Source organism: Polynucleobacter sp. MWH-HuK1, assembly GCF_018881815.1.
Classification (GTDB): Bacteria; Pseudomonadota; Gammaproteobacteria; order Burkholderiales; family Burkholderiaceae; genus Polynucleobacter.
In genome coordinates, this window is sequence record NZ_JACVPP010000001.1 from 1,573,185 (window position 1) to 1,594,384 (window position 21,200).

The 21,200-nt window shown below is 43.8% G+C and carries 23 protein-coding genes and 1 tRNA gene; 18 read left to right on the forward strand and 6 right to left on the reverse strand.

What is annotated here, in order from left to right:
* The first annotated feature begins 4 nt into the window (after window positions 1-4).
* Genes ICE93_RS08065 through thiE form a run of 4 tightly spaced genes read left to right on the forward strand, consistent with a single transcriptional unit; the run spans window position 5 to window position 3,123 of the window.
* Window positions 5-1,144: an FAD-dependent oxidoreductase gene (locus ICE93_RS08065; RefSeq protein WP_216187160.1), complete on the forward strand. Its 1,140-nt coding sequence runs from the start codon at window positions 5-7 to the stop codon at window positions 1,142-1,144.
* Window positions 1,135-1,332, forward strand: coding sequence for a sulfur carrier protein ThiS (gene thiS / locus ICE93_RS08070; RefSeq protein WP_216187162.1), 198 nt, complete (start codon window positions 1,135-1,137; stop codon window positions 1,330-1,332). Before ICE93_RS08065 ends, thiS begins: the two co-directional genes overlap by 10 nt.
* Window positions 1,333-1,355: 23 nt before the next feature.
* Window positions 1,356-2,174, forward strand: a complete 819-nt coding sequence (locus ICE93_RS08075) for a thiazole synthase (RefSeq protein ID WP_216187164.1) — start codon at window positions 1,356-1,358, stop codon at window positions 2,172-2,174.
* A 22-nt stretch (window positions 2,175-2,196) separates the two neighbouring features.
* Window positions 2,197-3,123 carry a thiamine phosphate synthase gene (thiE, locus tag ICE93_RS08080; RefSeq protein ID WP_216187166.1) on the forward strand — a complete coding sequence of 309 codons (927 nt, stop codon included), beginning with the start codon at window positions 2,197-2,199 and terminating at the stop codon, window positions 3,121-3,123.
* A gap of 6 nt (window positions 3,124-3,129) precedes the next feature.
* Here thiE and thiD read toward each other — a convergent pair whose 3' ends face one another.
* Window positions 3,130-4,014 (reverse strand): bifunctional hydroxymethylpyrimidine kinase/phosphomethylpyrimidine kinase, encoded by an 885-nt coding sequence (thiD, locus tag ICE93_RS08085; RefSeq protein WP_216187168.1) that lies wholly within the window; start codon window positions 4,012-4,014, stop codon window positions 3,130-3,132.
* 21 nt (window positions 4,015-4,035) lie between these two features.
* On the opposite strand from thiD, the gene ICE93_RS08090 reads away from it, so the two are divergent.
* The 7 genes from ICE93_RS08090 (at window position 4,036) to ICE93_RS08120 (ending at window position 8,132) form a co-directional block, all read left to right on the forward strand.
* Window positions 4,036-4,111, forward strand: a tRNA-Asn gene (locus ICE93_RS08090).
* 81 nt (window positions 4,112-4,192) lie between these two features.
* Window positions 4,193-5,203, forward strand: a complete 1,011-nt coding sequence (locus tag ICE93_RS08095; protein WP_216187170.1) for a site-specific integrase — start codon at window positions 4,193-4,195, stop codon at window positions 5,201-5,203.
* Complete coding sequence (locus ICE93_RS08100; RefSeq protein ID WP_216187172.1) at window positions 5,204-5,638, forward strand: hypothetical protein; 435 nt, start codon at window positions 5,204-5,206, stop codon at window positions 5,636-5,638.
* Between the two features lie 127 nt (window positions 5,639-5,765).
* Complete coding sequence (locus ICE93_RS08105; protein ID WP_216187174.1) at window positions 5,766-6,011, forward strand: hypothetical protein; 246 nt, start codon at window positions 5,766-5,768, stop codon at window positions 6,009-6,011.
* On the forward strand, window positions 6,012-6,458 hold the full coding sequence (locus ICE93_RS08110) for a hypothetical protein (protein ID WP_216187175.1): 447 nt from the start codon (window positions 6,012-6,014) through the stop codon (window positions 6,456-6,458).
* 104 nt (window positions 6,459-6,562) lie between these two features.
* Window positions 6,563-6,871 (forward strand): hypothetical protein, encoded by a 309-nt coding sequence (locus ICE93_RS08115; protein WP_216187177.1) that lies wholly within the window; start codon window positions 6,563-6,565, stop codon window positions 6,869-6,871.
* A 157-nt stretch (window positions 6,872-7,028) separates the two neighbouring features.
* Entirely contained in the window at window positions 7,029-8,132 is a 1,104-nt protein-coding gene (locus ICE93_RS08120) for a hypothetical protein (protein ID WP_216187179.1), read from the forward strand.
* A gap of 346 nt (window positions 8,133-8,478) precedes the next feature.
* On the opposite strand, the gene ICE93_RS08125 is transcribed toward ICE93_RS08120, so the two are convergent.
* Complete coding sequence (locus ICE93_RS08125) at window positions 8,479-8,838, reverse strand: hypothetical protein (protein ID WP_216187181.1); 360 nt, start codon at window positions 8,836-8,838, stop codon at window positions 8,479-8,481.
* Between the two features lie 283 nt (window positions 8,839-9,121).
* On the opposite strand from ICE93_RS08125, the gene ICE93_RS08130 reads away from it, so the two are divergent.
* The 5 genes from ICE93_RS08130 (at window position 9,122) to ICE93_RS08150 (ending at window position 14,169) form a co-directional block, all read left to right on the forward strand.
* Entirely contained in the window at window positions 9,122-10,429 is a 1,308-nt protein-coding gene (locus tag ICE93_RS08130) for a U32 family peptidase (RefSeq protein WP_216187183.1), read from the forward strand.
* A gap of 29 nt (window positions 10,430-10,458) precedes the next feature.
* Entirely contained in the window at window positions 10,459-10,986 is a 528-nt protein-coding gene (locus ICE93_RS08135; protein ID WP_216187185.1) for a hypothetical protein, read from the forward strand.
* 18 nt (window positions 10,987-11,004) lie between these two features.
* Entirely contained in the window at window positions 11,005-11,868 is an 864-nt protein-coding gene (locus ICE93_RS08140) for a transporter (protein WP_216187187.1), read from the forward strand.
* 90 nt (window positions 11,869-11,958) lie between these two features.
* On the forward strand, window positions 11,959-13,701 hold the full coding sequence (locus ICE93_RS08145) for an IlvD/Edd family dehydratase (protein WP_216187189.1): 1,743 nt from the start codon (window positions 11,959-11,961) through the stop codon (window positions 13,699-13,701).
* Between the two features lie 42 nt (window positions 13,702-13,743).
* Window positions 13,744-14,169: a DUF4442 domain-containing protein gene (locus ICE93_RS08150; protein ID WP_216187191.1), complete on the forward strand. Its 426-nt coding sequence runs from the start codon at window positions 13,744-13,746 to the stop codon at window positions 14,167-14,169.
* 28 nt (window positions 14,170-14,197) lie between these two features.
* On the opposite strand, the gene ICE93_RS08155 is transcribed toward ICE93_RS08150, so the two are convergent.
* From ICE93_RS08155 to ICE93_RS08170, 4 genes are all read right to left on the reverse strand, one after another.
* Entirely contained in the window at window positions 14,198-14,935 is a 738-nt protein-coding gene (locus tag ICE93_RS08155) for a 1-acyl-sn-glycerol-3-phosphate acyltransferase (RefSeq protein WP_216188341.1), read from the reverse strand.
* 69 nt (window positions 14,936-15,004) lie between these two features.
* Window positions 15,005-15,979: a nitronate monooxygenase family protein gene (locus ICE93_RS08160; RefSeq protein ID WP_216187193.1), complete on the reverse strand. Its 975-nt coding sequence runs from the start codon at window positions 15,977-15,979 to the stop codon at window positions 15,005-15,007.
* Entirely contained in the window at window positions 15,976-17,652 is a 1,677-nt protein-coding gene (locus ICE93_RS08165) for a long-chain-fatty-acid--CoA ligase (protein ID WP_216187195.1), read from the reverse strand. Before ICE93_RS08165 ends, ICE93_RS08160 begins: the two co-directional genes overlap by 4 nt.
* A gap of 144 nt (window positions 17,653-17,796) precedes the next feature.
* Window positions 17,797-18,495: an outer membrane protein gene (locus tag ICE93_RS08170; RefSeq protein ID WP_216187197.1), complete on the reverse strand. Its 699-nt coding sequence runs from the start codon at window positions 18,493-18,495 to the stop codon at window positions 17,797-17,799.
* Between the two features lie 234 nt (window positions 18,496-18,729).
* Between ICE93_RS08170 and ICE93_RS08175 the strand changes: the two genes are divergently transcribed.
* Window positions 18,730-19,380, forward strand: coding sequence for a TetR/AcrR family transcriptional regulator (locus ICE93_RS08175; protein WP_255554557.1), 651 nt, complete (start codon window positions 18,730-18,732; stop codon window positions 19,378-19,380).
* Window positions 19,381-19,411: 31 nt separating this feature from the next.
* Complete coding sequence (locus ICE93_RS08180) at window positions 19,412-21,199, forward strand: acyl-CoA dehydrogenase C-terminal domain-containing protein (protein WP_216187199.1); 1,788 nt, start codon at window positions 19,412-19,414, stop codon at window positions 21,197-21,199.
* The last annotated feature ends 1 nt before the right edge of the window (window position 21,200 follow it).

Sequence of the window (21,200 nt, forward strand, 5' to 3'; positions counted from 1 at the left end):
ATAAATGAGGCACTTGAAGGGCAAATATGCAATTGTTGGGGGCGGCCTGATGGGTCGCCTGCTAGCAGTTGCTCTTGCTAGGGGCGGTGCTCAGGTTGAGTTATTTGATAAAGGCAGCACCAATGGTGACCATGCTGCAGCACGTATTGCGGCAGCGATGCTGGCCCCTCTAGCGGAATCTGCCATTACCGAAGACTCTGTTGTGCGAATGGGCTTATATAGCCTGCCTCGCTGGAAAGAACTGATTTCTGATCTCTCCAATCCGGTTTTCTTTCAACAAGAAGGCACTTTGATTCTCTGGCATCGACAAGATGCTAGTGAGGCTGAGCGCTTTACGGCTCACCTAGAGAAGAATAGTCGCGCCAACCCTGATTTAAGTGCTCCACAAAAGTTAAGCAATGATGCTTTGCGTGACTTAGAACCAAGTGTTGCCGATCGCTTTAATCAGGGTCTGTACTTGCCTAAAGAAGGACAGTTGGATAACCGTCAATTACTCAATGCTCTTGCACTTGAACTCAAGCTCTTGCAGGTAGATTGCCACTGGTATGCAGAGGTTGACCCTCAGGCATTACGTAAGCAGTCGATCTACCAGGCAGTAATCGATTGTCGCGGCACTGGTGCTAAAGAGGTTTGGTCTTTTGGAGATAATCTAAATACCTTGCGCGGTGTTCGCGGTGAAGTTGTACGACTCTACGCTCCCGAGGTAAAGTTGCGCCGTCCAACGAGGTTAATTCATCCGCGCTATCCAATCTACATTGCTCCAAAGGAAAACGACGTCTATGTGGTGGGTGCCACTGAGATTGAGTCCGATGATCTTTCCGAGATGAGCGTGCGATCTGCGATGGAGTTACTTAGCGCGGTTTATACCGTACATAGCGGTTTTGCAGAGGCACGTATTTTAGAAATGGCAACGCAATGCCGCCCCACCCTAAAAAATAATCTTCCAGAAATCCGGATGAAAAAAGATAAAGGGCAAGCGGATTTGATCATGATCAATGGCCTATATCGTCATGGTTTTATGATTGCCCCAGCTGTACTCGATTGTGCTTTGCAAATACTTGCGCAGGGAAGCAGTAAGACCGCATTGGAATTGGGTTTGGGCGTCACACATAATAGCAATTACGCAGAGACTATATGCGCATAATCGTCAATCAAGTTGAATATGAATTGCCAAGCCATAGTATGGTCAGCGATGCGCTAGCATTAATTGATGCCAAGCCGCCCTATGCTGTTGCCGTAAATCTAAATTTTGTTCCCAAGACTAAACATACAGAGTTTGCCTTAAGTGAGAATGACCAAATCGAAGTGATCGCCCCCGTTACTGGCGGCTGATGTAATAACAAACTAAAATTGATATGAACGCTCCATTACCTAGCAATCTCAATAGCGCCGATACTCTTACACTGTACGGTGAGAGTTTTGCTAGTCGTTTGCTGCTGGGCACATCACGTTACCCTTCTCCACAGATATTGGAAAATGCTGTGCAAGCCTCCAATCCAGGAATGATCACCGTGAGCTTACGTCGCCAAGGAACTTCGACAGCGGAAGCGCATAGTGGATTCTGGGATTTACTCAAAAAGATGGCTGTACCGGTATTACCAAATACCGCTGGATGCCACAGCCCTCAAGAAGTCGTTACCACGGCGCAAATGGCCCGTGAAGTTTTTGAAACAGATTGGATTAAATTAGAACTCATTGGCGATGACTACACCTTACAGCCAGATGTTTTGCGTTTGGTGCAAACTGCAGAGACTTTGATTAATGATGGCTTCAAAGTTCTTCCCTACTGCACTGAAGATCTGATTTTATGTCAACGTCTTGTGGATGTTGGTTGTCAAGCAGTTATGCCATGGGCCGCTCCAATTGGTACAGGCCAGGGCCCATTAAACCCTTATGCCATGAAACTCTTGCGCGATCGTTTGAAAGTCCCCCTATTAGTCGATGCTGGCTTAGGTCTTCCTTCTCATGCCTGTACAGTCATGGAATGGGGTTTTGATGGTGTTCTCCTCAATACTGCTGTTGCATTAGCTGATGATCCTGTAGTCATGGCCAAATCATTTGCTATGGCTGTAGATGCAGGACGTGCCGCCTATTTATCCGGCGCCATGAAACCGCAAGAATCTGCTCAAGCCAGCACGCCTTTAGTGGGAACACCTTTTTGGCACCACTCATAATGAAGTTAAGTACACTGAACCAATGAGTCTGATTCGTGATCTTGCCGACCAAATCGTTGCAGCGCATCGCAATGCGGATCTTTGCATTCCGATTCCGAGCTTTAGCCTTAACGCGCCTCCACCACAAATTGATAATGAGGTGGCAGTTGATCACTACGAATTAGCTGGCGCCTTAGCTGCCATTGAGATGGGTTTTATTGAATCTGATGCGCGCGTCCTAGGTAGAGCTTGGTCACGCATGACTTTGCAAGATGGTGGCTTCAATCCCTTTAAATGGCCATGTAGACCAGAGCATTTTGACTTGCTTCCCTGGACTCGCAATATGAATCCCAATGCATTTAAGGAATGTCCGAAGCGTTTAGGCTTGTATGGCGTTATGCCTGATGCTGATTGGATTAAGCGCATGGTTGATGCAGAAATTCCGACGGTGCAATTGCGTTTTAAATCCGAAGACAGATCCAAGATCCGAAAACAAATTAAGGAGTCTGTTGCTGCAGTTAAAGATAGCAAAACACTGCTATTTATTAATGATTATTGGCAAGAGGCAATTGATGCTGGCGCATATGGCGTGCATTTAGGTCAAGAAGATTTAGAAGTCGCTGACTTAGATGAGATTCGCGCGGCCGGCTTGCGCTTAGGTTTAAGTACACATGGATACGCAGAGCTTGCGCATGCCGATCGTTTTTGCCCAAGCTATATTGCCATGGGTGCAGTCTTTCCGACAAATCTCAAGAAGATGCCTACCGCCCCTCAGGGACTTGGTCGTCTCTATCAATATGCCAAGTTAATGAGTCACTACCCTCTGGTAGCCATTGGCGGCATTGATCAAGATAGCATTCATGCCGTCGCAAAAAGCGGTGTTGGTTCTGTGGCTGTAGTGCGGGCCATTACCCAAGCCAAGGATCCAAAGGCTGCGGTGAAACACTTACAAGAGTTAATGCAGGCTTAAGAAAAGTTAAATCTTTTCTTTCTCATCCAGTAGTGCGGTTGGATAGAAGTCGTGCATATGCCATAAAGGTCCTGGACCTTCGCCAATACTTAAGAAACGACCCGCCTCAAGGCCTGCCTCAACATAGGCAATTGCCTTTGCAACCGCATGACTCAGATCATGACCATCAGCAAGGTATGTGGCAATTGCTGATGCTAAAGAACAACCAGTGCCGTGAGTATTTACGGTATTAACACGATAGTGTTTGAACTCTTTTGTCTGAACCACCTCCAATCCATCCTCGATGGTACGCCACATTAAATAGTCTGTAATTTGAGTGTGCGTGCTATCAAGATGCCCGCCTTTAATCAGCACTGCCTGCGGTCCCATTTCGAGCAATTCTTCTGCTGCCAGCTTGAAATCATTAGGCCCACTAATTTCACGACCGAGCAGTAATGAAGCTTCATCTAAGTTTGGCGTAATTAGCGATGCAATTGGAAACAATTCAGAGATCATTGCCTGCGCAGTATCGTCACCACCCAAGCTTGCACCCGAAGTAGCCCGCAATACAGGATCAAGAACAATACGTTTTACACCGTGTTTGCGCAAAGTTCTAGCAACCGTTTTCACGATTTCTGGGCTGGCTAACATGCCAATTTTGACAATATCAGTCCCAATATCCAATAAAACAGCGTCAATTTGAGCCTCAACGACATCCAGATCAATATCCTGAATGCGCGTCACACCCAGGGTATTTTGGGCGGTAATGGCTGTAATCACAGACATACCAAAGCCACCCAAGGCAGTGATGACCTTGAGATCGGCTTGGAGCCCCGCCCCACCGCCGCTATCGGACCCAGCAATGGTCAGCACTTTGGGTATCTGCACAGAAGTAGGAAGTAGTGATTTCATCTTGCTATAATATCGGCTTATTCCTCGATAGCTCAGTCGGTAGAGCGCCGGACTGTTAATCCGTAGGTCCCTGGTTCGAGCCCAGGTCGAGGAGCCAAATACCTTGTAGTAACGGGGCTTTTAAGACTCCCACTTTAGTCCGCTGGTGAAAAAGCGGTCACCTAAATTGGAGTTAAAAATGAATCGTTATGAGTCTTTAGAAGTACCGTTTGCAAGCTTGTCGGTGTTTTCCGGCACCACAAGCCCTAAAACCAGCCCAATTGCCCTTCCTGAGCGCAATGGTTACATAACCATATCCCAAGCTATCAATGCCTATATGGCCGCCTATGAAGGCAAAGATGAGTCTCGTGCTCAGCGCATGAGCTGGTGGGAAGAAAAGATAGGGCAACTCACTCTCAGCGAAGTTGATGAGGACCACATTTACTTTGCCCTCGAAGAGCTTTCAAATAAAAAGGCTCGATATTACGCAGGTAAAGATGCTGATGGTAAATCCATTTTTAAATCTAAAAATAAACCGTACGCACCAGCAACAATCAATCGTTATGCAGCTGCTATTGGCGCATTATTTTCCTGGTGCATCAAAAAGCGCATTACTCCAAAAGGCTGGGAGCACCCCTGCAAAGCAATAGAGAGCAAACCTGAAAATAATGAAGTTGTACGCTTCTTGAGTGATGCTGAGAGGCTTTCCCTGTTAACAGCCTGCAAAGAATCAAAGTGGCCAAAGCTTTATCTTTTGGTCTTGCTTGGCATAACCACAGGGGCTCGCAAAGGCGAAATCAAAAAGCTAAGATGGTCTGATATTGACTTGGAGCGAGGTCTAGCCTCCGTAGGAATAACCAAAAATGGTGACAGAAAAACATTGCCACTCACCCCAACTGTTATCAAAGAATTAGAAAAATTTGCATCCCCAGGAAATCAGCTTGTATTTGCATCTAGAGTTAGGCCTGATACACCATATAACCATGAACTCGTATGGAAGTTAGCTTTAAAAAAATCGAATGTCAAAAATTTTAGATTTCATGATTTGCGTCATACCTGCGCATCATTTCTAGCTCAAAATAATGCAACTTTATTAGAAATTGCAGATGTTCTTGGCCACAGAAACATGGCTATGACTAAGCGATATAGTCACCTAGCCATAAAACATAAATCAGCGCTCATTAACCGCATTCTTGGAGACATAAGCTAAATGAACAAGAAAATGATTGCACTTAACGAACTAGCAAATGAAATTCTAGAAGGAAAGCATGATGCGCCCAAGGGAATCTCTACAGAAATGAATGTTGCGGCTTACTCCTATCTATCCGCAATTCAGGAGGCAACAGAAAAACGCAAGTTTGATAACTTGGTGCAGCATTTCAATGAATCCATACCAATTCATCCGAAACTAATGCCGTTCGTTGCCTCAGCAATAAAGACGCTACTAATAGGCAAGAAGTCAGGTAAGCCTCAAAAATTTACATCCATTCAGGGTGAAGCTATAAAACAGGATATTCAGAGACGCATAGATGGTCAAAAAATCTCCAAAAGCAAGGCGATTGAAAAGGAGGCAGAAAGGCTTGGTGTTGATATTAAAACCATCGACAGGCAGCTCAACAAGAACAAGTTATCCCATAAGCAGTAATACACCAAAACCCCTGAGGTTTTGGTAGTGATTTAACTCGAATAAGCACTCATGATTGCGTTGAGGCTCAAACAAATGCGAGCCTTGGAGTCGGAAAGCTCCGTTACAACAATATTTGGTGCAATAAATGAGTCAAACTGATAAAAACTTAGGCGCATTAATCAGCCTTGATGCATATAGGAATGCTGGGAGAAGTCATATTTTTCCAAGCCTTTCCAGCCTTCAATGGTTTATAAGAAAGAATAAGCCCTTTCTTATCGAGAGTTCCGCACTCGTAATGCCTGCAGGTCGCATTTTTATTAATGAAAAATATTTTGATGATGCCGTGATGAAAATTGGAAAGACTCACATTGAAAATTCTAAAAGGTATTAAATGCTTAAAGCATTTCTCAACCCCACAAATCAGGAGATTTCGAATTTTCTAATAAGACAAGGGCCATTTGACCTTGCTGTAACTGTCAACCTTAAAAAAAGGCATCCAAATTTCCATATAAACAACTCGCCTGAAATAGCGGAAAAAACAGGCCGATGGTTTATAAGCAGATTAAATGAAAATCTCTTAAGAAGAAAATACAGATACAAGCATAGGCAACTGAGAACAGTCTGCTCAGTTGAGAAAGGCTTAGTTGAAAGAAGACTTCATCTTCATCTAGCAATTGGAATGCCGTCCCATATAAATAAAGCCGAATTCATTAAGAAAATAATCAAAATACACAAAAAGATGGATTGGGCTTATGGAGAAATCCACATTGCTCCATACATAAATAGTGGATGGATTGATTATTTAAAAAAGGAAGGCTTTGAATCTGTATTGCTCTAGTAGCAAGGCTGTACCAATAGTATCGGCAGGTTGTCATACTAATTAGACTAAGTAAAGATTGAAGTCTTTAATTCCCCTTCCCTACCCTCAAGAAAGGCATGCATATGGCTGGCGCACCTCTCGGAAATAGAAATGCACATAAAGGACACATATGGAATGCCGCCCTAAGAAGAGCGATTGCACAGGACAATGGAGTGCGTTTAAGAGCCTCTGTTGAACAACTACTGAATCTAGCCTCAAATGGGGAGCCCTGGGCAATTAGAGAACTTGCAGATAGGCTAGATGGTCGGCCTAAGCAAGCAAATATCTTAGAGACTATTGATGAACCTGAATTAAGAACAATAAAAATAGTATTTGTAGCGCCTGATGGTAGAGAGGCAGAAGATATAGCCAGCTTAAATATATCTAATTAAATCAGTAACATAACGATTGTATTAAATTTAATGTAGTACTGTTTTGCTATCGTAGAATGATTACAGAAAACACAATCAGTTAAAAATCAAAACCTAAATGAAGCACCTAGACAAAGAGCTTGAATCTTGCCTCACCGAATTTAAGAAAAAAATTCTTTTGATTGAGGATGGAATAAGACAAATTCCTGTATCAAGCTCGACCAGTGAGTCGGTGAATATAACAAAGAATAAAGTTCTAACAGCATTTAGCACGCTAACCAAAGGCAAGGATATTAAAGCCCTGTCAGACTCAATCCAAGACCATTTCAATGAGCTTTCGCCATCAATAGCATTGTGCTCATCGCCAAAGGGTTTCAGAACAGCATGGGGCTTAAGGTCTAAAACACTCTCCATGCAAGATGCTGAGGCAATTGTAAATGACGGTGGCCAACTAATTCCAGTTAACGATAATTCACGGCTGCTATCTTGCGAACAACAAGGTGTGGTTCTTGGCCCTGAAAAAAAATTAGTTCTTGCGGTCAGGCATAGCGAAGGCAATTACGAAGACTCCTTAGATGAACTTGGCAGATTTACCTACCAACCCCCAAGAGATGTATCAGGCATGTTGAGGTATAGGTGGTGTCAATTTCTAAGCCAAAAGCTGAAAGTACCTTATGTGGTTCTTGTCATCATGTGGTTTGAATATCGCCTGAATAACAAAATGAACCAACTGTTTATTTTGGCACCTGCAAAAATCATTGATTGTGATGAGGACCTCATAAACCTAAACGAATCTGTTCATCGACCACTTAAATTGCAGTTAATCCCAAGGCATGAGGCTTTTGCTACCCTGAATTTAATTAAATCTTTAAATAGCGATAACATCGATATAGATGTTCGAGCTGAATTGCCTGAGGCTTTAGCTCGTGAGTGGTCTTATGACAAAATAAATTCCACAGAAAAAGGTAAGCAACTTAAAAGGTGGGCTCAAAGAAATTCAATATCGTGCCCTGGCAGCAAATGTGACCACATTCCATTTAGAGAACTAAAGAATAGCGATATTGCATTTGGGCACATTGTGTCCCAAAACTGGTCTTCTGCCTTTACCTTTATGCTGGATAAAGTGCATCACCCTGATAATCTTTACCTAACCTGCAAAACTTGCAACTCAAGCCTTTCCAATAACTTTCCTGAGCCCAAGCTTAGGGAGCAGATAGTCAAACAGGGAACCATAGGTGACTGGCTTAGATTGCACGAGCACAAAATTAGAGAGGCAAAATAAAAACACCGAAATTTACCTTCGGAGTATTCATCCGAATAAAAAACCACTCCGAAGAGTGGTTATGTTATGGCCAAGATTCATTAGCTGAAGGAATCTTTAGTTTTAAATAGCTTTAATTTTGCTGCCATTGAGGTGTTTTTATAAAGCCAGCATTTTTCATGCACCTATCAAACCTTGCAGTAACTTCGAGACTTGTTGACACCCCATCGCCTTCGGAGATCTTGTAGCACTCTTTGCGAATCCTAGACTCCTCCACGGTATCGGCCCCAGGTTTTTTCCAAACTTCAGGAGCCATGCATGAGCATAACAAAAAAGAAATCAAAAGTAGAGCAAATAACCTCATATATTAGTCGCCAACATTTACGGCACTATCAGTTGCACCCCTCGTCAACTTATGACTTTTGACTACACCCTTATCATCAAAAATGACAACAAGACTATAGCTGTAAGCTGAGCCAGCCCCAATACCTAAAAAGGAATTCTTGCTTCCCCTTGTCCAGCTATAGAAAAAAGCTTTTTCTCCGTCCATAACTTTTGATGGATTTCCAAACTGTACAAAAATATCGCTTTTTGTAGTTTTACCATCTTCGATCTGAGCAATTTGCTGATCGGTGATCTCAGAACCATGAGAAATAGATTTAACTGAACACCCCTGAAGCAGTAAAAAAACACTCAAAAATGGTGCCAGCAAATAAACTTTTTTCATTATATTTCCTTATCTAAATAGATTTTCATATCTATTATTACAAATTTTTATAATGATACTTGCGAGCTGCTTTAAAAAATGGTGTATTTTGGAGCTTAAGTGAGTCTTAAAGGTGTCTGTTAATCCGTAGGTCCCTGGTTCGAGCCCAGGTCGAGGAGCCAAATAAGTAAAGCCCCTAGAGCAATCTAGGGGCTTTTTTATTGCTTAAAGCAGCCTATAGAACTCTTTTGAAGCCATTTATATGTTGAGCAAAATTAGGTCTAAGCACACTAAAATAGACTCTATGACTAAGATTCCCGAACTACTTGCCCCAGCCGGAAGCCTCAATATGTTGCGCACTGCATTTGATTTTGGTGCGGACGCCATTTACGCTGGACAACCTCGTTATTCACTACGGGTTCGCAATAACGACTTTGGCAAGATCGAGGTTCTCAAGCAAGGCATTGATACGGCCCATGAAATGGGTAAAAAGTTTTACCTAGTTTCAAATTTATTGCCGCATGGCGGCAAGACGCGTACCTACATTAAGGACATGGATCCGGTTATTGCATTAAAGCCTGATGCATTAATCATGTCAGATCCTGGGCTAATCATGATGGCACGTGAAGCTTGGCCAGACATGCCCATTCATTTATCTGTTCAGGCCAATACCGTAAACGGCGCTTCAGCAAAGTTCTGGCGCTCCGTTGGCATTAGCCGCGTAATTTTGTCTCGTGAGCTCTCATTTGATGAGATCGAGGAAGTTCGTCAAGATTGTCCCGAAATGGAGCTTGAGGTTTTTGTGCATGGCGCTCTCTGTATTGCTTACTCAGGACGCTGCTTACTTTCAGGCTACATGTCTCATCGCGACTCAAATCAAGGCGCCTGTACTAATGCCTGCCGCTGGGACTACAAGGTTAAACCTGGTCAACAGAATGGCAGTGGTGACGTGGTTCTTCTTCAAGAGGCTCGCCGTCCGGACGATTTGATGCCCATGGAAGAAGATGAGCATGGCACTTACATTATGAACTCCAAGGATCTTCGAGCAGTAGAGCATATTGAACGCCTAACTAAGATGGGGGTTGATTCTTTCAAGATCGAAGGTCGCACCAAATCTCCTTATTACGTTTCACGTACTGTGCAAGCTTACAGAGCAGCAATTAATGATGCGGTTGCAGGCAGACCATTCAATACGGCTTTATTAGGTCAGCTAGAGGGTTTGGCAAACCGAGGCTACACCGATGGCTTCTATGAGCGCCACCACGATAAAGAGTATCAACTCTATATGCGCGGCCACTCTTTATCAGGGCGCAGCTTGTATGTTGGTGAGACTCTCGATATCGATACAGCTTCAGGTCGTGTCAAGGTTGACGTTAAGAACCGTTTCTCGATTGGTGACAAGCTAGAGATCATTGAGCCTAGTGGCAATACTGATGTAGTTATAACTGAAATGTGGAATGCGAATGGAGAATCAATAGATGTTGCGCCTGGCTCGGGTCACTTTGTTTGGCTAAAGATTCCAATGTCTAGCAAACATGCATTTATTGCGCGCTACACACAAGAACCTGCGCCAGTTGAAAATAGCGGGTCTTGCGCTACTTGCGGTGAATAATCGACCCCTATTTTTCTGATTGACCTTTAATGCAAAATAATAACGCTACACAAGCAAACCACCGCAGCTTAAAAGAAAAATTGAAGGAAGAGGCTAAGAATGCTTTTGCCTTAACCCTTTACTTCGGGGCCTGGTTCTGTGCAATCGCATTTTTAGCAGCGACCGCTCTTGAGGAGCGCCCTATCCCATTGTCGATCTTTGGTTTTGCACTAATCAAGGCTGGAATCTCCGCAAAATTTATGTTGATTGCTCAAGCGGCCTATCCAATCAAGATCAATAAAGAGTATGGAATTGTCAACTCACTTTTGTTTGAGTCTTTTGTTTATTTAGTTTTCGTGCTTGCCTTAAATTTTCTTGAAGCAGGTGTTGATGGATTAATCCATGGCAAAGAATTTATTGCTTCTATGAAAGCGTTTGGCAATGGTGAGCCCTTAAGAATCTTCGCCATGTCCATTCTTTATTGGTTAATTGTTTGGCCATACTTAATTTTTATGGGCGTGAACCAAGCTTTAGGCAATACTGAAACGCTTGCAATTCTATTTGGTTCAAAAAAATAATTGGTTTACTTGTATTGCGTGAGAATTGTTTGGTTTTGCTTGTTGGCATTCTTTTGCCACCTTGCCAATGCCCAAGAAATTGAAGCTCGAGCGTATTCCAATGCGCCAATTGGAATTAATTTTATTACCGGCGGCATCGCACAAGCAAAAAGCGGCTCTTACACACTAACAACCGAAGCAGTAAATCTCACCCGCATCATCGATGTCTTTGGACAGTCCGGACGCATCAGCATACTAGTTCCTTATGCTCAACTCTCAGGGACCGGCAGTTTGGGAGCTCAAAATGTGAATGCTTCCGCAGAAGGCTTATCTGACCCTATTGTAAAAATCTCTGCAAATCTTTATGGTGCACCAGCACTTTCGCTAGAAGAGTTTAAAAATTACCAACAAGATTTAATTATTGGTACGAGTCTTGCTGCATCAATTCCCTGGGGTAAATACAACAGCGAACAAATGCTAAACGTCGGCGCAAATCGCTCGCTGATTCAACCCGCCATTGGAGCATCTCAAGCAGTTGGCCCATGGCGCTTGGAATTAGCAGGCATGGCCACCATCTATACAAGCAATACTAGTTTCCTGGGGAGTAATACACTTTCCCAAAATCCCTTGTATTCATCTGAGGCCCATGTCATTTATTACTTTCAAAATATGGCCTACCTGTCTGCTGATGCCATTTATTTCACAGGCGGCCAAAAGTACGTTAATGGAACATCTATTGCTGGCTCACAAGAAAACTGGCGCTTTGGCAGTACCTATTCATACCCAGTCAATAAGCATAATTCGATCCGCTTAACTGGTAGCAAGGGTGTGTATTCCAATACCACTACAGACTACACCGCACTTGGTATCTCTTGGCAATACCGCTGGGGTGGCGGACTATAGGCAAATTAACCATTCCATCGCTACAATTGATCAATAACAAGTGGAAAGCAGTAACATCCATCAAAAAGACTATAAAGACTTGAGACATCCATGAGTAATAAGCCAAAAGATCCTTCTGAAACTGGCCTACGCAAAGGCTTAACCAGTTATGGGGATAAAGGATTTTCTTTATTCTTGCGCAAGGCTTTTATTAAAGGGGCCGGCTATACCAATAGCGCATTAGACCGCCCTGTTATTGGCATCATTAATACAGGTAGTGCATATAACCCATGTCATGGCAATATGCCTCAACTTCTAGAAGCCGTAAAGCGTGGAGTCATGTTAGCCGGTGGTTTGCCTATGGAATTTCCAACGATTTCTATCCATGAAAGTTTTGCAGCCCCTACAAGCATGTATTTACGCAATTTGATGTCGATGGACACAGAAGAAATGTTGCGTGCACAGCCAATGGATGCCGTTGTCTTGATTGGTGGTTGCGATAAAACTGTACCCGCCCAAATGATGGGTGCTGCTTCTGCAGGTTTGCCGGCTATTCAACTCATTACCGGATCCATGTTAACGGGCTCACATCGCAGTGAACGTGTAGGCGCTTGTACCGATTGTCGCCGTTATTGGGGGAAGTTCCGGGCTGGTGAAATTGATGAAACAGAAAAAGATGAAGTCAATGATCAACTTGTAGCAAGTGTTGGCACTTGCTCTGTTATGGGTACCGCTAGTACGATGGCCTGCATCTCTGAAGCACTTGGCATGACCGTCCCTGGTGGCGCCACCCCTCCAGCGGTTACAGCAGATCGTATCCGCGTTGCTGAAGAAACTGGTGCATGTGCGGTGAAGATGGCAAAAGAAGGTTTAACTATCGATAAAGTGCTCACTGCAGATGCTTTTGAAAATGCTATGCGTGTTTTACTCGCCATTGGTGGCTCAACGAACGGCATTGTTCATCTTGCCGCGATTGCCGGACGTATGGGATTGGAAATCGATTTAGATGCTCTCGATAAGATGGGCGAGGAGACTCCAGTTCTAGTTGATTTAAAACCCTCTGGCGATCATTACATGGAGAATTTCCATGACGCAGGTGGTATGGCCACTCTACTGCGCGAGCTCAAACCTTTATTAAAGCTTGATGCTATGACGGTCTCAGGCAGAACTCTTGGCGAGGAAATTGACGCTGCACCACCAAGCTTTAGGCAAGATGTTGTACGTCCTTTTAATAAACCAATTTATCCGCGCGGCAGCATTGCTGTGCTGCATGGCAACCTTGCTCCTGGTGGCGCCATTATCAAACAGTCTGCAGCCGATGAAAACCTCATGGAGCATGAAGGTCGTGCCGTAGTATTTGAGAATGCTGCTGATTTGGCCAACCGTATTGATAGCCCAGAATTGGATGTCACGGCTGAAGACATCTTGGTTCTTAAAAATATTGGCCCCAAGGGTGCCCCAGGCATGCCTGAAGCTGGCTACATTCCGATTCCAATGAAATTAGCGCGTGCAGGCGTGAAAGACATTGTGCGCATTTCCGATGGACGCATGAGTGGTACTGCCTTTGGCACCATTGTGCTGCACGTCACCCCTGAATCTGCCATTGGGGGTCCCTTAGCCCATGTACGCAATGGCGATCGCATTCGCTTGAGCGTGAAGAATCGTGAGTTAAGCCTTTTAATTTCTAATGAAGAATTAGCTCAGCGCATAAAAGACAACCCCATTACTCCTCCAACTGCAGAGCGTGGGTATAAGAAACTCTTTTTGCAAACCGTTACTCAAGCAGACAAAGGTGTCGACTTTGATTTCTTGCGAGCGGCCAAGATGGTTGGCAAGACTCCTCAGTCAAAGTAGAGATTGCAGACTGTGATGAATGCCAGCCTGCTACGCAAGGGTATGAATATATGGCCCCCATTCTTGGGGGCAGGCATTACTGTGGAAAGTATTGCCAAAGATTTTCGTCATGCCAAGGTTCGACTCAAGCATGGGTTGTTGAATCGCAATATCCTAGGCGTTCACTTTGGCGGAAGTCTATTTGCAATGACCGACCCCTTTTTCATGATGATGGTGTCTCAAAATATCGGCAAAGGCTATATTGTTTGGGATCAGGCAGCTAAGATTGAATTCCTGAAGCCTGGCAAAGGTGCTGTGCATGCCTCGTTTGAGCTTACTCAAGAGCAGATTGATGACGTTATTAGTGCCGCAGAGTCTGGCGACAAGGTATTAAAAGACTTTGTAGTGAATGTAAAGGATCGCGAAGAAGATGTCGTTGCGCGTATTACGAAGACTCTCTACATCCGCAAGAAGCTCAAGAAAAGCTAAGGCGCACCTTTAACTTTTTGCTCGTTACTTAATTGCTATAAGCAGGCGCATCAAGCCTGCGCATCTCCCCCTCAATCCACGCTTCTACCTCCAGCTGCAATTGTTCTTCAGTCTTTCCATGAACCGAAATGACTGGGCCTATAGAAAGGGTAATCAAACCAGGGCGTTTGAGAAATGTTTTTCTTGGCCAAATGGCTCCTGAATTTTGCGCTACTGGAAGTATATCGGTTTGAGTACTGATGGCTAGTCGTACGCCGCCCTTACGATAGGGCTTAAACGAACCACGAGGAGTGCGAGTGCCTTCTGGAAAAATTGCAATCCATCTGCCCTCTTTTAAAACAACTTTACCCTGGGCAGCAACAGCTTCTCTAGCATTTTCTCGATCACCGCGATTAATGTGGATCATGCGCAGCGAAGCCAAAGCCCAACCAAAGAATGGCACGTAAAGAAGCTCTCGCTTAAATACAAAACAGAGTTCTTTTAGAAATATCGATGGATAAACAAAAGTTTCCCAAGCAGACTGGTGCTTACCCAAAACGATTAATGGTTTATTAGGGTCTTTTGGAATGTTCTCCAACCCCCTAACCTGAGAGCTAATGCCGCAGAGTAAATACAAAACTTTCTGGATTAATCGACACCAAGCCACACCCATTTTGTAGCGAGTGCGGATACTAGTAAATGGAATTACCAAAATAATCGCAGTCGCAAAAATAGTGACTGATACAAAGCCAAATAGGTAAAACAGCAGTGAGCGTAGCCAAAGAATCACGATGAGCAGTTACCTACGTAAGACAATTGAGAGAAATAATTATTTACTCATTATATTAGGCAAATTTTAGAGGGCTAAACGCTTCTTTGCTGCCTCATACTCACGTTCGAGTTGATCTACGATCTGAGTGACAGTGGGCACACCGTCGATAAGACCTACACCCTGGCCTGCACCCCAAATATCCTTCCAAGCTTTAGCGCTAGAGCCATCTTTTCCCTCTTGGGAGAGTTTGGCAAATGCTTGCGGATCACCTTCTGGAAGATTGTTTGGATCTAGGCCAGCATTAATGATGCTCTGCTTGATATAGTTGCCATGAATCCCCGTGAAATGATCTGTGTAAACAATATCAGCTGCCTGCGCAGTCACAATGGCCTGTTTATATTGCTCACTCGCATGCGCTTCTTGACTGGCAATAAAACGAGTCCCGATATATGCAAAATCAGCACCCATCGCCTGTGAGGCTAATACTGCATCACCCGTTGAGATTGCCCCAGACAGCACGAGTGGGCCTTGAAATATCCTTCTCACCTCTCCTACTAGCGCAAATGGAGACAATGCACCAGCATGTCCACCTGCTCCAGCAGCCACTAATATCAAACCGTCAACACCTGCCTCCAACGCTTTTTCAGCATGACGAATATTAATAACGTCATGCAAAACAATGCCGCCATAGCTATGGACAGCATCAATAATCTCTTTAACAGGCGCTCTTAGGCTAGTGATGTAAATCGGAATTCGGTGCTTTACACAAGAATACATGTCCTGCTCTAGTCGCGCATTGGAGACATGTACGATCTGATTAACAGCTATTGGACCAACCTTAGAATTTGGATTGGATTTCTGAAAATCCACTAACTCACTTTGGATTTGACTTAACCAATCATCCAACATCTCCTGGGGCCTGGCATTTAAGGCAGGAAACGATCCAACAATACCCGCCTTGCACTGTGCAAGGACCAGCTCGGGATAGCTAACGGTAAACATCGGCGCCGAGATAATCGGCAATCGAAGTCCTTGCAAAACTTTAGGGATGTGACTCATAAATCCCTGAGCTCACGTCTCAATATTTTTCCAACATTGGTCTTGGGCAAATCGTTGCGGAACACAATATGCTTAGGACGTTTATAGTTTGTGAGATTTTCTTTGCAGTATGCCAAGATTGCCTCTTCTGTTAAATCAGGATCTTGCTTGACGATAAACGCCTTTACTGCCTCACCAGAATCATCATCGGGTACACCAATGACCGCGCATTCTAATACGCCCGGAATGAGAGATAACACTTCCTCTACCTCATTTGGATATACATTAAATCCAGAAACCAGAACCATATCTTTCTTACGATCTACAATCTTGGTTAGACCATCTGCATTCATGATGCCAATATCTCCCGATCTAAAGAAACCATCTGCCGTCATTACATTCTTGGTTTCCTCGGGCTTATTCCAGTATCCGGCCATCACTTGTGGACCCCGTATGCAAATCTCACCCGGGGTTCCAAATGGCACCTCTTTGCCATCATCACCTAAAATGACAACATCAGTGCCGGGGACTGGTAAGCCAATAAATCCAGTGAAGCTCTCGATCAGAGCAGAATTAACGCAAGCGACTGGAGAAGTCTCTGAGAGACCATAGCCCTCTGCAATGGGGGCGCCAGTCATTTTCTGCCATTGGTCAGCAACTACTTTTTGCATTGCCATACCGCCACCGATGGTGGCCAATATATTGGGGAACTTCACCGAAGCAAATTCTGGCTTATGCATTAAGGCATTAAATAAAGTATTTACGCCTGGGAAGATGTTGATATCTGGATGCTTCTTCAACAACTTAATAAAGCCATCAAAGTCACGCGGATTGGGCACCAAAATCAAAAGGCCACCTTTGCGCATTCCCATCAGTGCGCATGCCGTTAAAGCAAAGATATGATAAAGCGGTAATGCACATAAAAAGACTAATTGCTCTACATGTTTACGTTTCAGTCCTGGCTCTAACCACAAGTCCGTTTGAATAACATTAGACAAAATATTTTTATGGAGCAGAATAGCGCCCTTAGACAATCCAGTGGTTCCTCCGGTGTATTGTAAAAAGGCAATGTCATTTAGAGTTGTATTAGGTCTATTCCATTGATGGCGACTACCCTCACTTAAAGCCTGAGTAAAAAGAATATGTCCTGGCAATTCCCATGCCGGCACTAACTTTTTAACATTTCGTACCACGAAATTAACGATTACACCTTTAATGCCAATCATCTCACCCATCGAAGTAACAATTGTCTTCTTTAAGGGTACATTTGCAGCAATTTGCTGATAGACGTGTGCAAAGTTTTCAAGAACGATCAAGGCTGAAGCTCCACTATCTTTTAGCTGGTACTCCAACTCGCGGGCTGTATAAAGAGGGTTGACATTTACTACTACAAAACCAGCACGCAGCACCCCTAACATCGTAACCTGGAACTGCATAACGTTAGGCAGCATGATGGCTACACGAGAGCCTAGTTCTAAGCCTAAGTTTTGTAAGTAGGCAGCAAAATGTCTAGAGTGTTGATCAAGCTCGCTATAAGTTAAAAACTTACCTAGATACTCACAGGCTCGGCGATTGGGATAACGCTCAAAACATTCATCGAACATGTCCAACAAAGAATCATATTCTGAGATATCCACATCAAATGGAACACCCTCAGGATAGTTATTTAACCAAGGTTTTGAGGGATTAACCATAAAGTTATTTCCTGTCTCGATATATTTATATTTGTAGTCAGATTATTAAATCTGTAATTCCCATTCTATACACTCGTGACAATTAAATCCAAAAAGAAAAGCCCTCCGTGCAAGGAGGGCTTAAATTTAACAATGCAATTTTATTTAGAATTTATAACCGACACCAACTAGCACGTCAACGCCCGAACCTCCTACGTTACCCGAAAGCGGGCCTGAACTAGTTTGAATTGTTGCAGTTTTTGAGCTCATGTTGGCGTAGTTAACCTCACCAAGAAGGTAAATGGATTTAGTAACCATTTGTTTGTAACCCAAACCAAGAACGTATCCAGTAAAGTTTGTCGTTTGGTAATTGGCCGTACCACCATTTATACCCATGGTATTGCCTGTGATACCCACTTTTGCATAAGCCAATTTATCCTTATCAATAACGTAGCCTGGGTTTAAGGTTGCCGACCAAATGTCTTTTAGTTGATACTTAAACCATGTACCTGACCGGAAATCTGTTGCATAAAAAGATCCATTTGCTGCCGATGAAGCGCCCAGAGAATAGCTTGCAGCAAGGCCCAGCGTATATTTATCGGACAACCCAAATGTGTAACCCAAACCAACTTTGTTTATTCCAGAAGATAAATTGTCTTGTTGGGTAGTAACTGGAGAGGACCTTCTAGCTCTATTACTATAGAGAGAAGCGTTGCTAATAGTAGGATTGAATTGCCCCCATCCCACCGCAGCTTCAGCATAAAAACCTTCCCATGGATTTGCTTTAGCCGACTGTGCGTTGGCACTTGTTACAAATGCACCAGCCATTGCTAAAACTAAGGCGCTAATCTTTACTGTTTTCATATGTCTTCCTGTGTTTGGTTTTTCTAATTAATCTGAAACAACTCGTCGAATCTTAATTAGTTTTAATTTGTTTTGTATCTCGGGTTTTCCCTTTATTTATTTTGCAACACAACAATTAAATTATCCCTACAGGCAGTAAGCATTCTTCAGCGCTTATATAACGAGGTTTTGGGCTGTAGGATATTGATGTAATATAAACGAACGATCGTATTATTTTTACAACAATGAAAGTAAATGCTGATAACCATGCTTGATACAAGGTCTACCTCTGCAGCCCTTTCAACGGAGTCTAAAAAAGGATTGGCTACAAAATCAACGATCTTGCAGGCTGCCCTTGAGATTGCCAGCAGGTCGGGATTAGAAGGAATAACCATTGGCCACTTGGCAGACTCGGTTGGCATGAGTAAGAGCGGTGTCTTTGCCCACTTCGGCTCACGCGAAGAACTGCAGATTGAAGTGATACGCAAGTACTACCAATACTTTGCTGATAGCGTATTTTCGCCAGCGCTCACCAAGCCTAAAGGCTTACCCCGCTTGCGCTTCATGATTGATGCCTGGCTAAAAATCAGCGTTGGCAAAAATACTTCTAGCTGCTTCTTTATTGCAGGCGCCGCTGAGTTTGATGATTGCCCCGGGATCGTTCGCGATGAATTGGTGCGCAGCGTAGAAGACTGGCGCTCTGCCCTGCTTCGCGCTATCAAAGAATCCATTGCGGCTGGACACCTCAAGAAAACTGTTGCCCCCCAAGAATTACTCTTTCATCTCTATAGCATTGTGCTGGGGGCACATCACGACTCAAGATTTCTACAAAACCCAAAGAGCTTAGCTCTAGCGAATAAGCTCATTAAGAATATTTTTCTAAATCACCAAGTAGCAAGTAAATAACTTTTTTATTTTTATCAAATCTGGAACTGATATGCCGCAATACAACCCACCCCTACGCGATATTCACTTTGTGATTCATGAGCTGCTTGATGCTGGTAAAGAGTTTTCTGCGTTGCCAGCCTATCAAGAAGTGGATAAGGACACTATCAATCAGATCATTGAAGAAGCTGGAAGATTTGCTAGTGAGATTGCCTTCCCGCTAAATCAGATTGGAGATAAAGAGGGTTGTACGCGCCATGAAGATGGCTCAGTAACAACGCCTACAGGCTTTAAACAAGCCTATCAGCAATATGTTGCTGGTGGCTGGCCCGCTTTATCTTGCGATCCAGAATATGGCGGCCAAGGATTACCGCAACTACTCAATACCGTTCTTTATGAAACTCTAAACTCCGCCAATCAATCTTGGACCATGTATCCCGGTCTATCGCATGGCGCCTATGAATGCTTACATGCTCATGGAACTGATGAGCAGAAGAAAACCTTTTTAGAAAAATTAGTTTCTGGTCAATGGACTGGAACAATGTGCTTAACAGAGCCACATTGCGGCACTGATCTGGGCTTGCTAAAGACCAAAGCTGAACCGCAGGCAGATGGTACTTACGCCATTACTGGAACAAAGATCTTCATCTCTAGCGGCGATCATGATCTTGCAGAGAATATTGTGCACCTTGTCCTTGCACGATTGCCAGACTCCCCTGCTGGTAGCAAAGGCATCTCCTTGTTTGCGGTCCCGAAGTTTCAGATTGGATTAGATGGCTCGGTTGGAAAGCCGAACGCAGTTTCTTGCGGATCTCTTGAACACAAGATGGGTATCCATGGAAATGCTACTTGCGTCATGAACTTTGATGGTGCCATAGGCACCCTAGTGGGAGAACCCCATAAAGGTTTGAATGCCATGTTCGTTATGATGAATGCAGCTCGCCTTGGGGTGGGCATGCAAAGCCTTGGATTAACTGAAGTTGCGTATCAAAACTCAGTTCTCTATGCAAAAGAGCGTTTACAGATGCGCAGCCTAACTGGAGCGAAAGCACCTGAAAAGGCGGCAGATCCAATTATTGTTCATCCCGATGTTCGCAGAATGTTGTTAACCCAAAGAGCCTATGCGGAAGCTGGCAGAGCATTCTCCTATTGGGTAGCTCTTATGATTGATACCGAACTCAATCATCCCGATGAAAATGTTCGCAAAGAAACCGGTGAAATGGTTGCCTTACTCACCCCAATTATTAAAGCCTTCTTGACTGATAACGCTTTTGCAGCCACTAATGAAGGTATGCAGGTCTTTGGTGGTCACGGTTACATTGCGGAATGGGGTATGGAGCAGTTTGTGCGTGATGCTCGTATCAATATGATCTATGAAGGTACCAATACGATTCAATCACTAGATCTCTTAGGTCGCAAAGTTCTTGGTGATATGGGCAAGAAACTCACTAAATTTGGAAAAATTATTGAAAAGTTTATTGAGGATGAAGGCGTCCGCAAAGAAATGCAAGAGTTTATTGACCCTCTTTCTGATATCGCCGTTAAGGTTGAAAAACTCACCAAAGAGATTGGCATGAAAGCCATGATGAATCACGAAGAAGTAGGCGCTGCTGCAGTACCCTATTTAAGAGTAGTTGGTCATTTAATCTATTCCTACCTATTTGCACGGATGGCAAAAATTGCTTTGGCCAACAAATCTAGCAACGATCCTTTTTATCAAGCGAAATTAGCTACAGCGCGCTTTTACTTTGACAAACTTCTGCCTGAGACCACAATGCTGATCCGTCAAGCACGTGCCGGCTCCAAATCATTGATGGCAATGCCAGCTGATTTTTTCTGAA

What these genes read in the sequence shown, in the direction of transcription:
- ICE93_RS08065 (WP_216187160.1), top strand. Translation starts at nt 5, where the DNA reads ATGAGGCACTTGAAGGGCAAATATGCAATTGTTGGGGGCGGCCTGATG.
- thiS (WP_216187162.1), top strand. Translation starts at nt 1,135, where the DNA reads ATGCGCATAATCGTCAATCAAGTTGAATATGAATTGCCAAGCCATAGT.
- ICE93_RS08075 (WP_216187164.1), top strand. Translation starts at nt 1,356, where the DNA reads ATGAACGCTCCATTACCTAGCAATCTCAATAGCGCCGATACTCTTACA.
- thiE (WP_216187166.1), top strand. Translation starts at nt 2,197, where the DNA reads ATGAGTCTGATTCGTGATCTTGCCGACCAAATCGTTGCAGCGCATCGC.
- thiD (WP_216187168.1), bottom strand. Translation starts at nt 4,014, where the DNA reads ATGAAATCACTACTTCCTACTTCTGTGCAGATACCCAAAGTGCTGACC.
- ICE93_RS08095 (WP_216187170.1), top strand. Translation starts at nt 4,193, where the DNA reads ATGAATCGTTATGAGTCTTTAGAAGTACCGTTTGCAAGCTTGTCGGTG.
- ICE93_RS08100 (WP_216187172.1), top strand. Translation starts at nt 5,204, where the DNA reads ATGAACAAGAAAATGATTGCACTTAACGAACTAGCAAATGAAATTCTA.
- ICE93_RS08105 (WP_216187174.1), top strand. Translation starts at nt 5,766, where the DNA reads ATGAGTCAAACTGATAAAAACTTAGGCGCATTAATCAGCCTTGATGCA.
- ICE93_RS08110 (WP_216187175.1), top strand. Translation starts at nt 6,012, where the DNA reads ATGCTTAAAGCATTTCTCAACCCCACAAATCAGGAGATTTCGAATTTT.
- ICE93_RS08115 (WP_216187177.1), top strand. Translation starts at nt 6,563, where the DNA reads ATGGCTGGCGCACCTCTCGGAAATAGAAATGCACATAAAGGACACATA.
- ICE93_RS08125 (WP_216187181.1), bottom strand. Translation starts at nt 8,838, where the DNA reads ATGAAAAAAGTTTATTTGCTGGCACCATTTTTGAGTGTTTTTTTACTG.
- ICE93_RS08130 (WP_216187183.1), top strand. Translation starts at nt 9,122, where the DNA reads ATGACTAAGATTCCCGAACTACTTGCCCCAGCCGGAAGCCTCAATATG.
- ICE93_RS08135 (WP_216187185.1), top strand. Translation starts at nt 10,459, where the DNA reads ATGCAAAATAATAACGCTACACAAGCAAACCACCGCAGCTTAAAAGAA.
- ICE93_RS08145 (WP_216187189.1), top strand. Translation starts at nt 11,959, where the DNA reads ATGAGTAATAAGCCAAAAGATCCTTCTGAAACTGGCCTACGCAAAGGC.
- ICE93_RS08150 (WP_216187191.1), top strand. Translation starts at nt 13,744, where the DNA reads ATGAATATATGGCCCCCATTCTTGGGGGCAGGCATTACTGTGGAAAGT.
- ICE93_RS08160 (WP_216187193.1), bottom strand. Translation starts at nt 15,979, where the DNA reads ATGAGTCACATCCCTAAAGTTTTGCAAGGACTTCGATTGCCGATTATC.
- ICE93_RS08165 (WP_216187195.1), bottom strand. Translation starts at nt 17,652, where the DNA reads ATGGTTAATCCCTCAAAACCTTGGTTAAATAACTATCCTGAGGGTGTT.
- ICE93_RS08170 (WP_216187197.1), bottom strand. Translation starts at nt 18,495, where the DNA reads ATGAAAACAGTAAAGATTAGCGCCTTAGTTTTAGCAATGGCTGGTGCA.
- ICE93_RS08175 (WP_255554557.1), top strand. Translation starts at nt 18,730, where the DNA reads ATGCTGATAACCATGCTTGATACAAGGTCTACCTCTGCAGCCCTTTCA.
- ICE93_RS08180 (WP_216187199.1), top strand. Translation starts at nt 19,412, where the DNA reads ATGCCGCAATACAACCCACCCCTACGCGATATTCACTTTGTGATTCAT.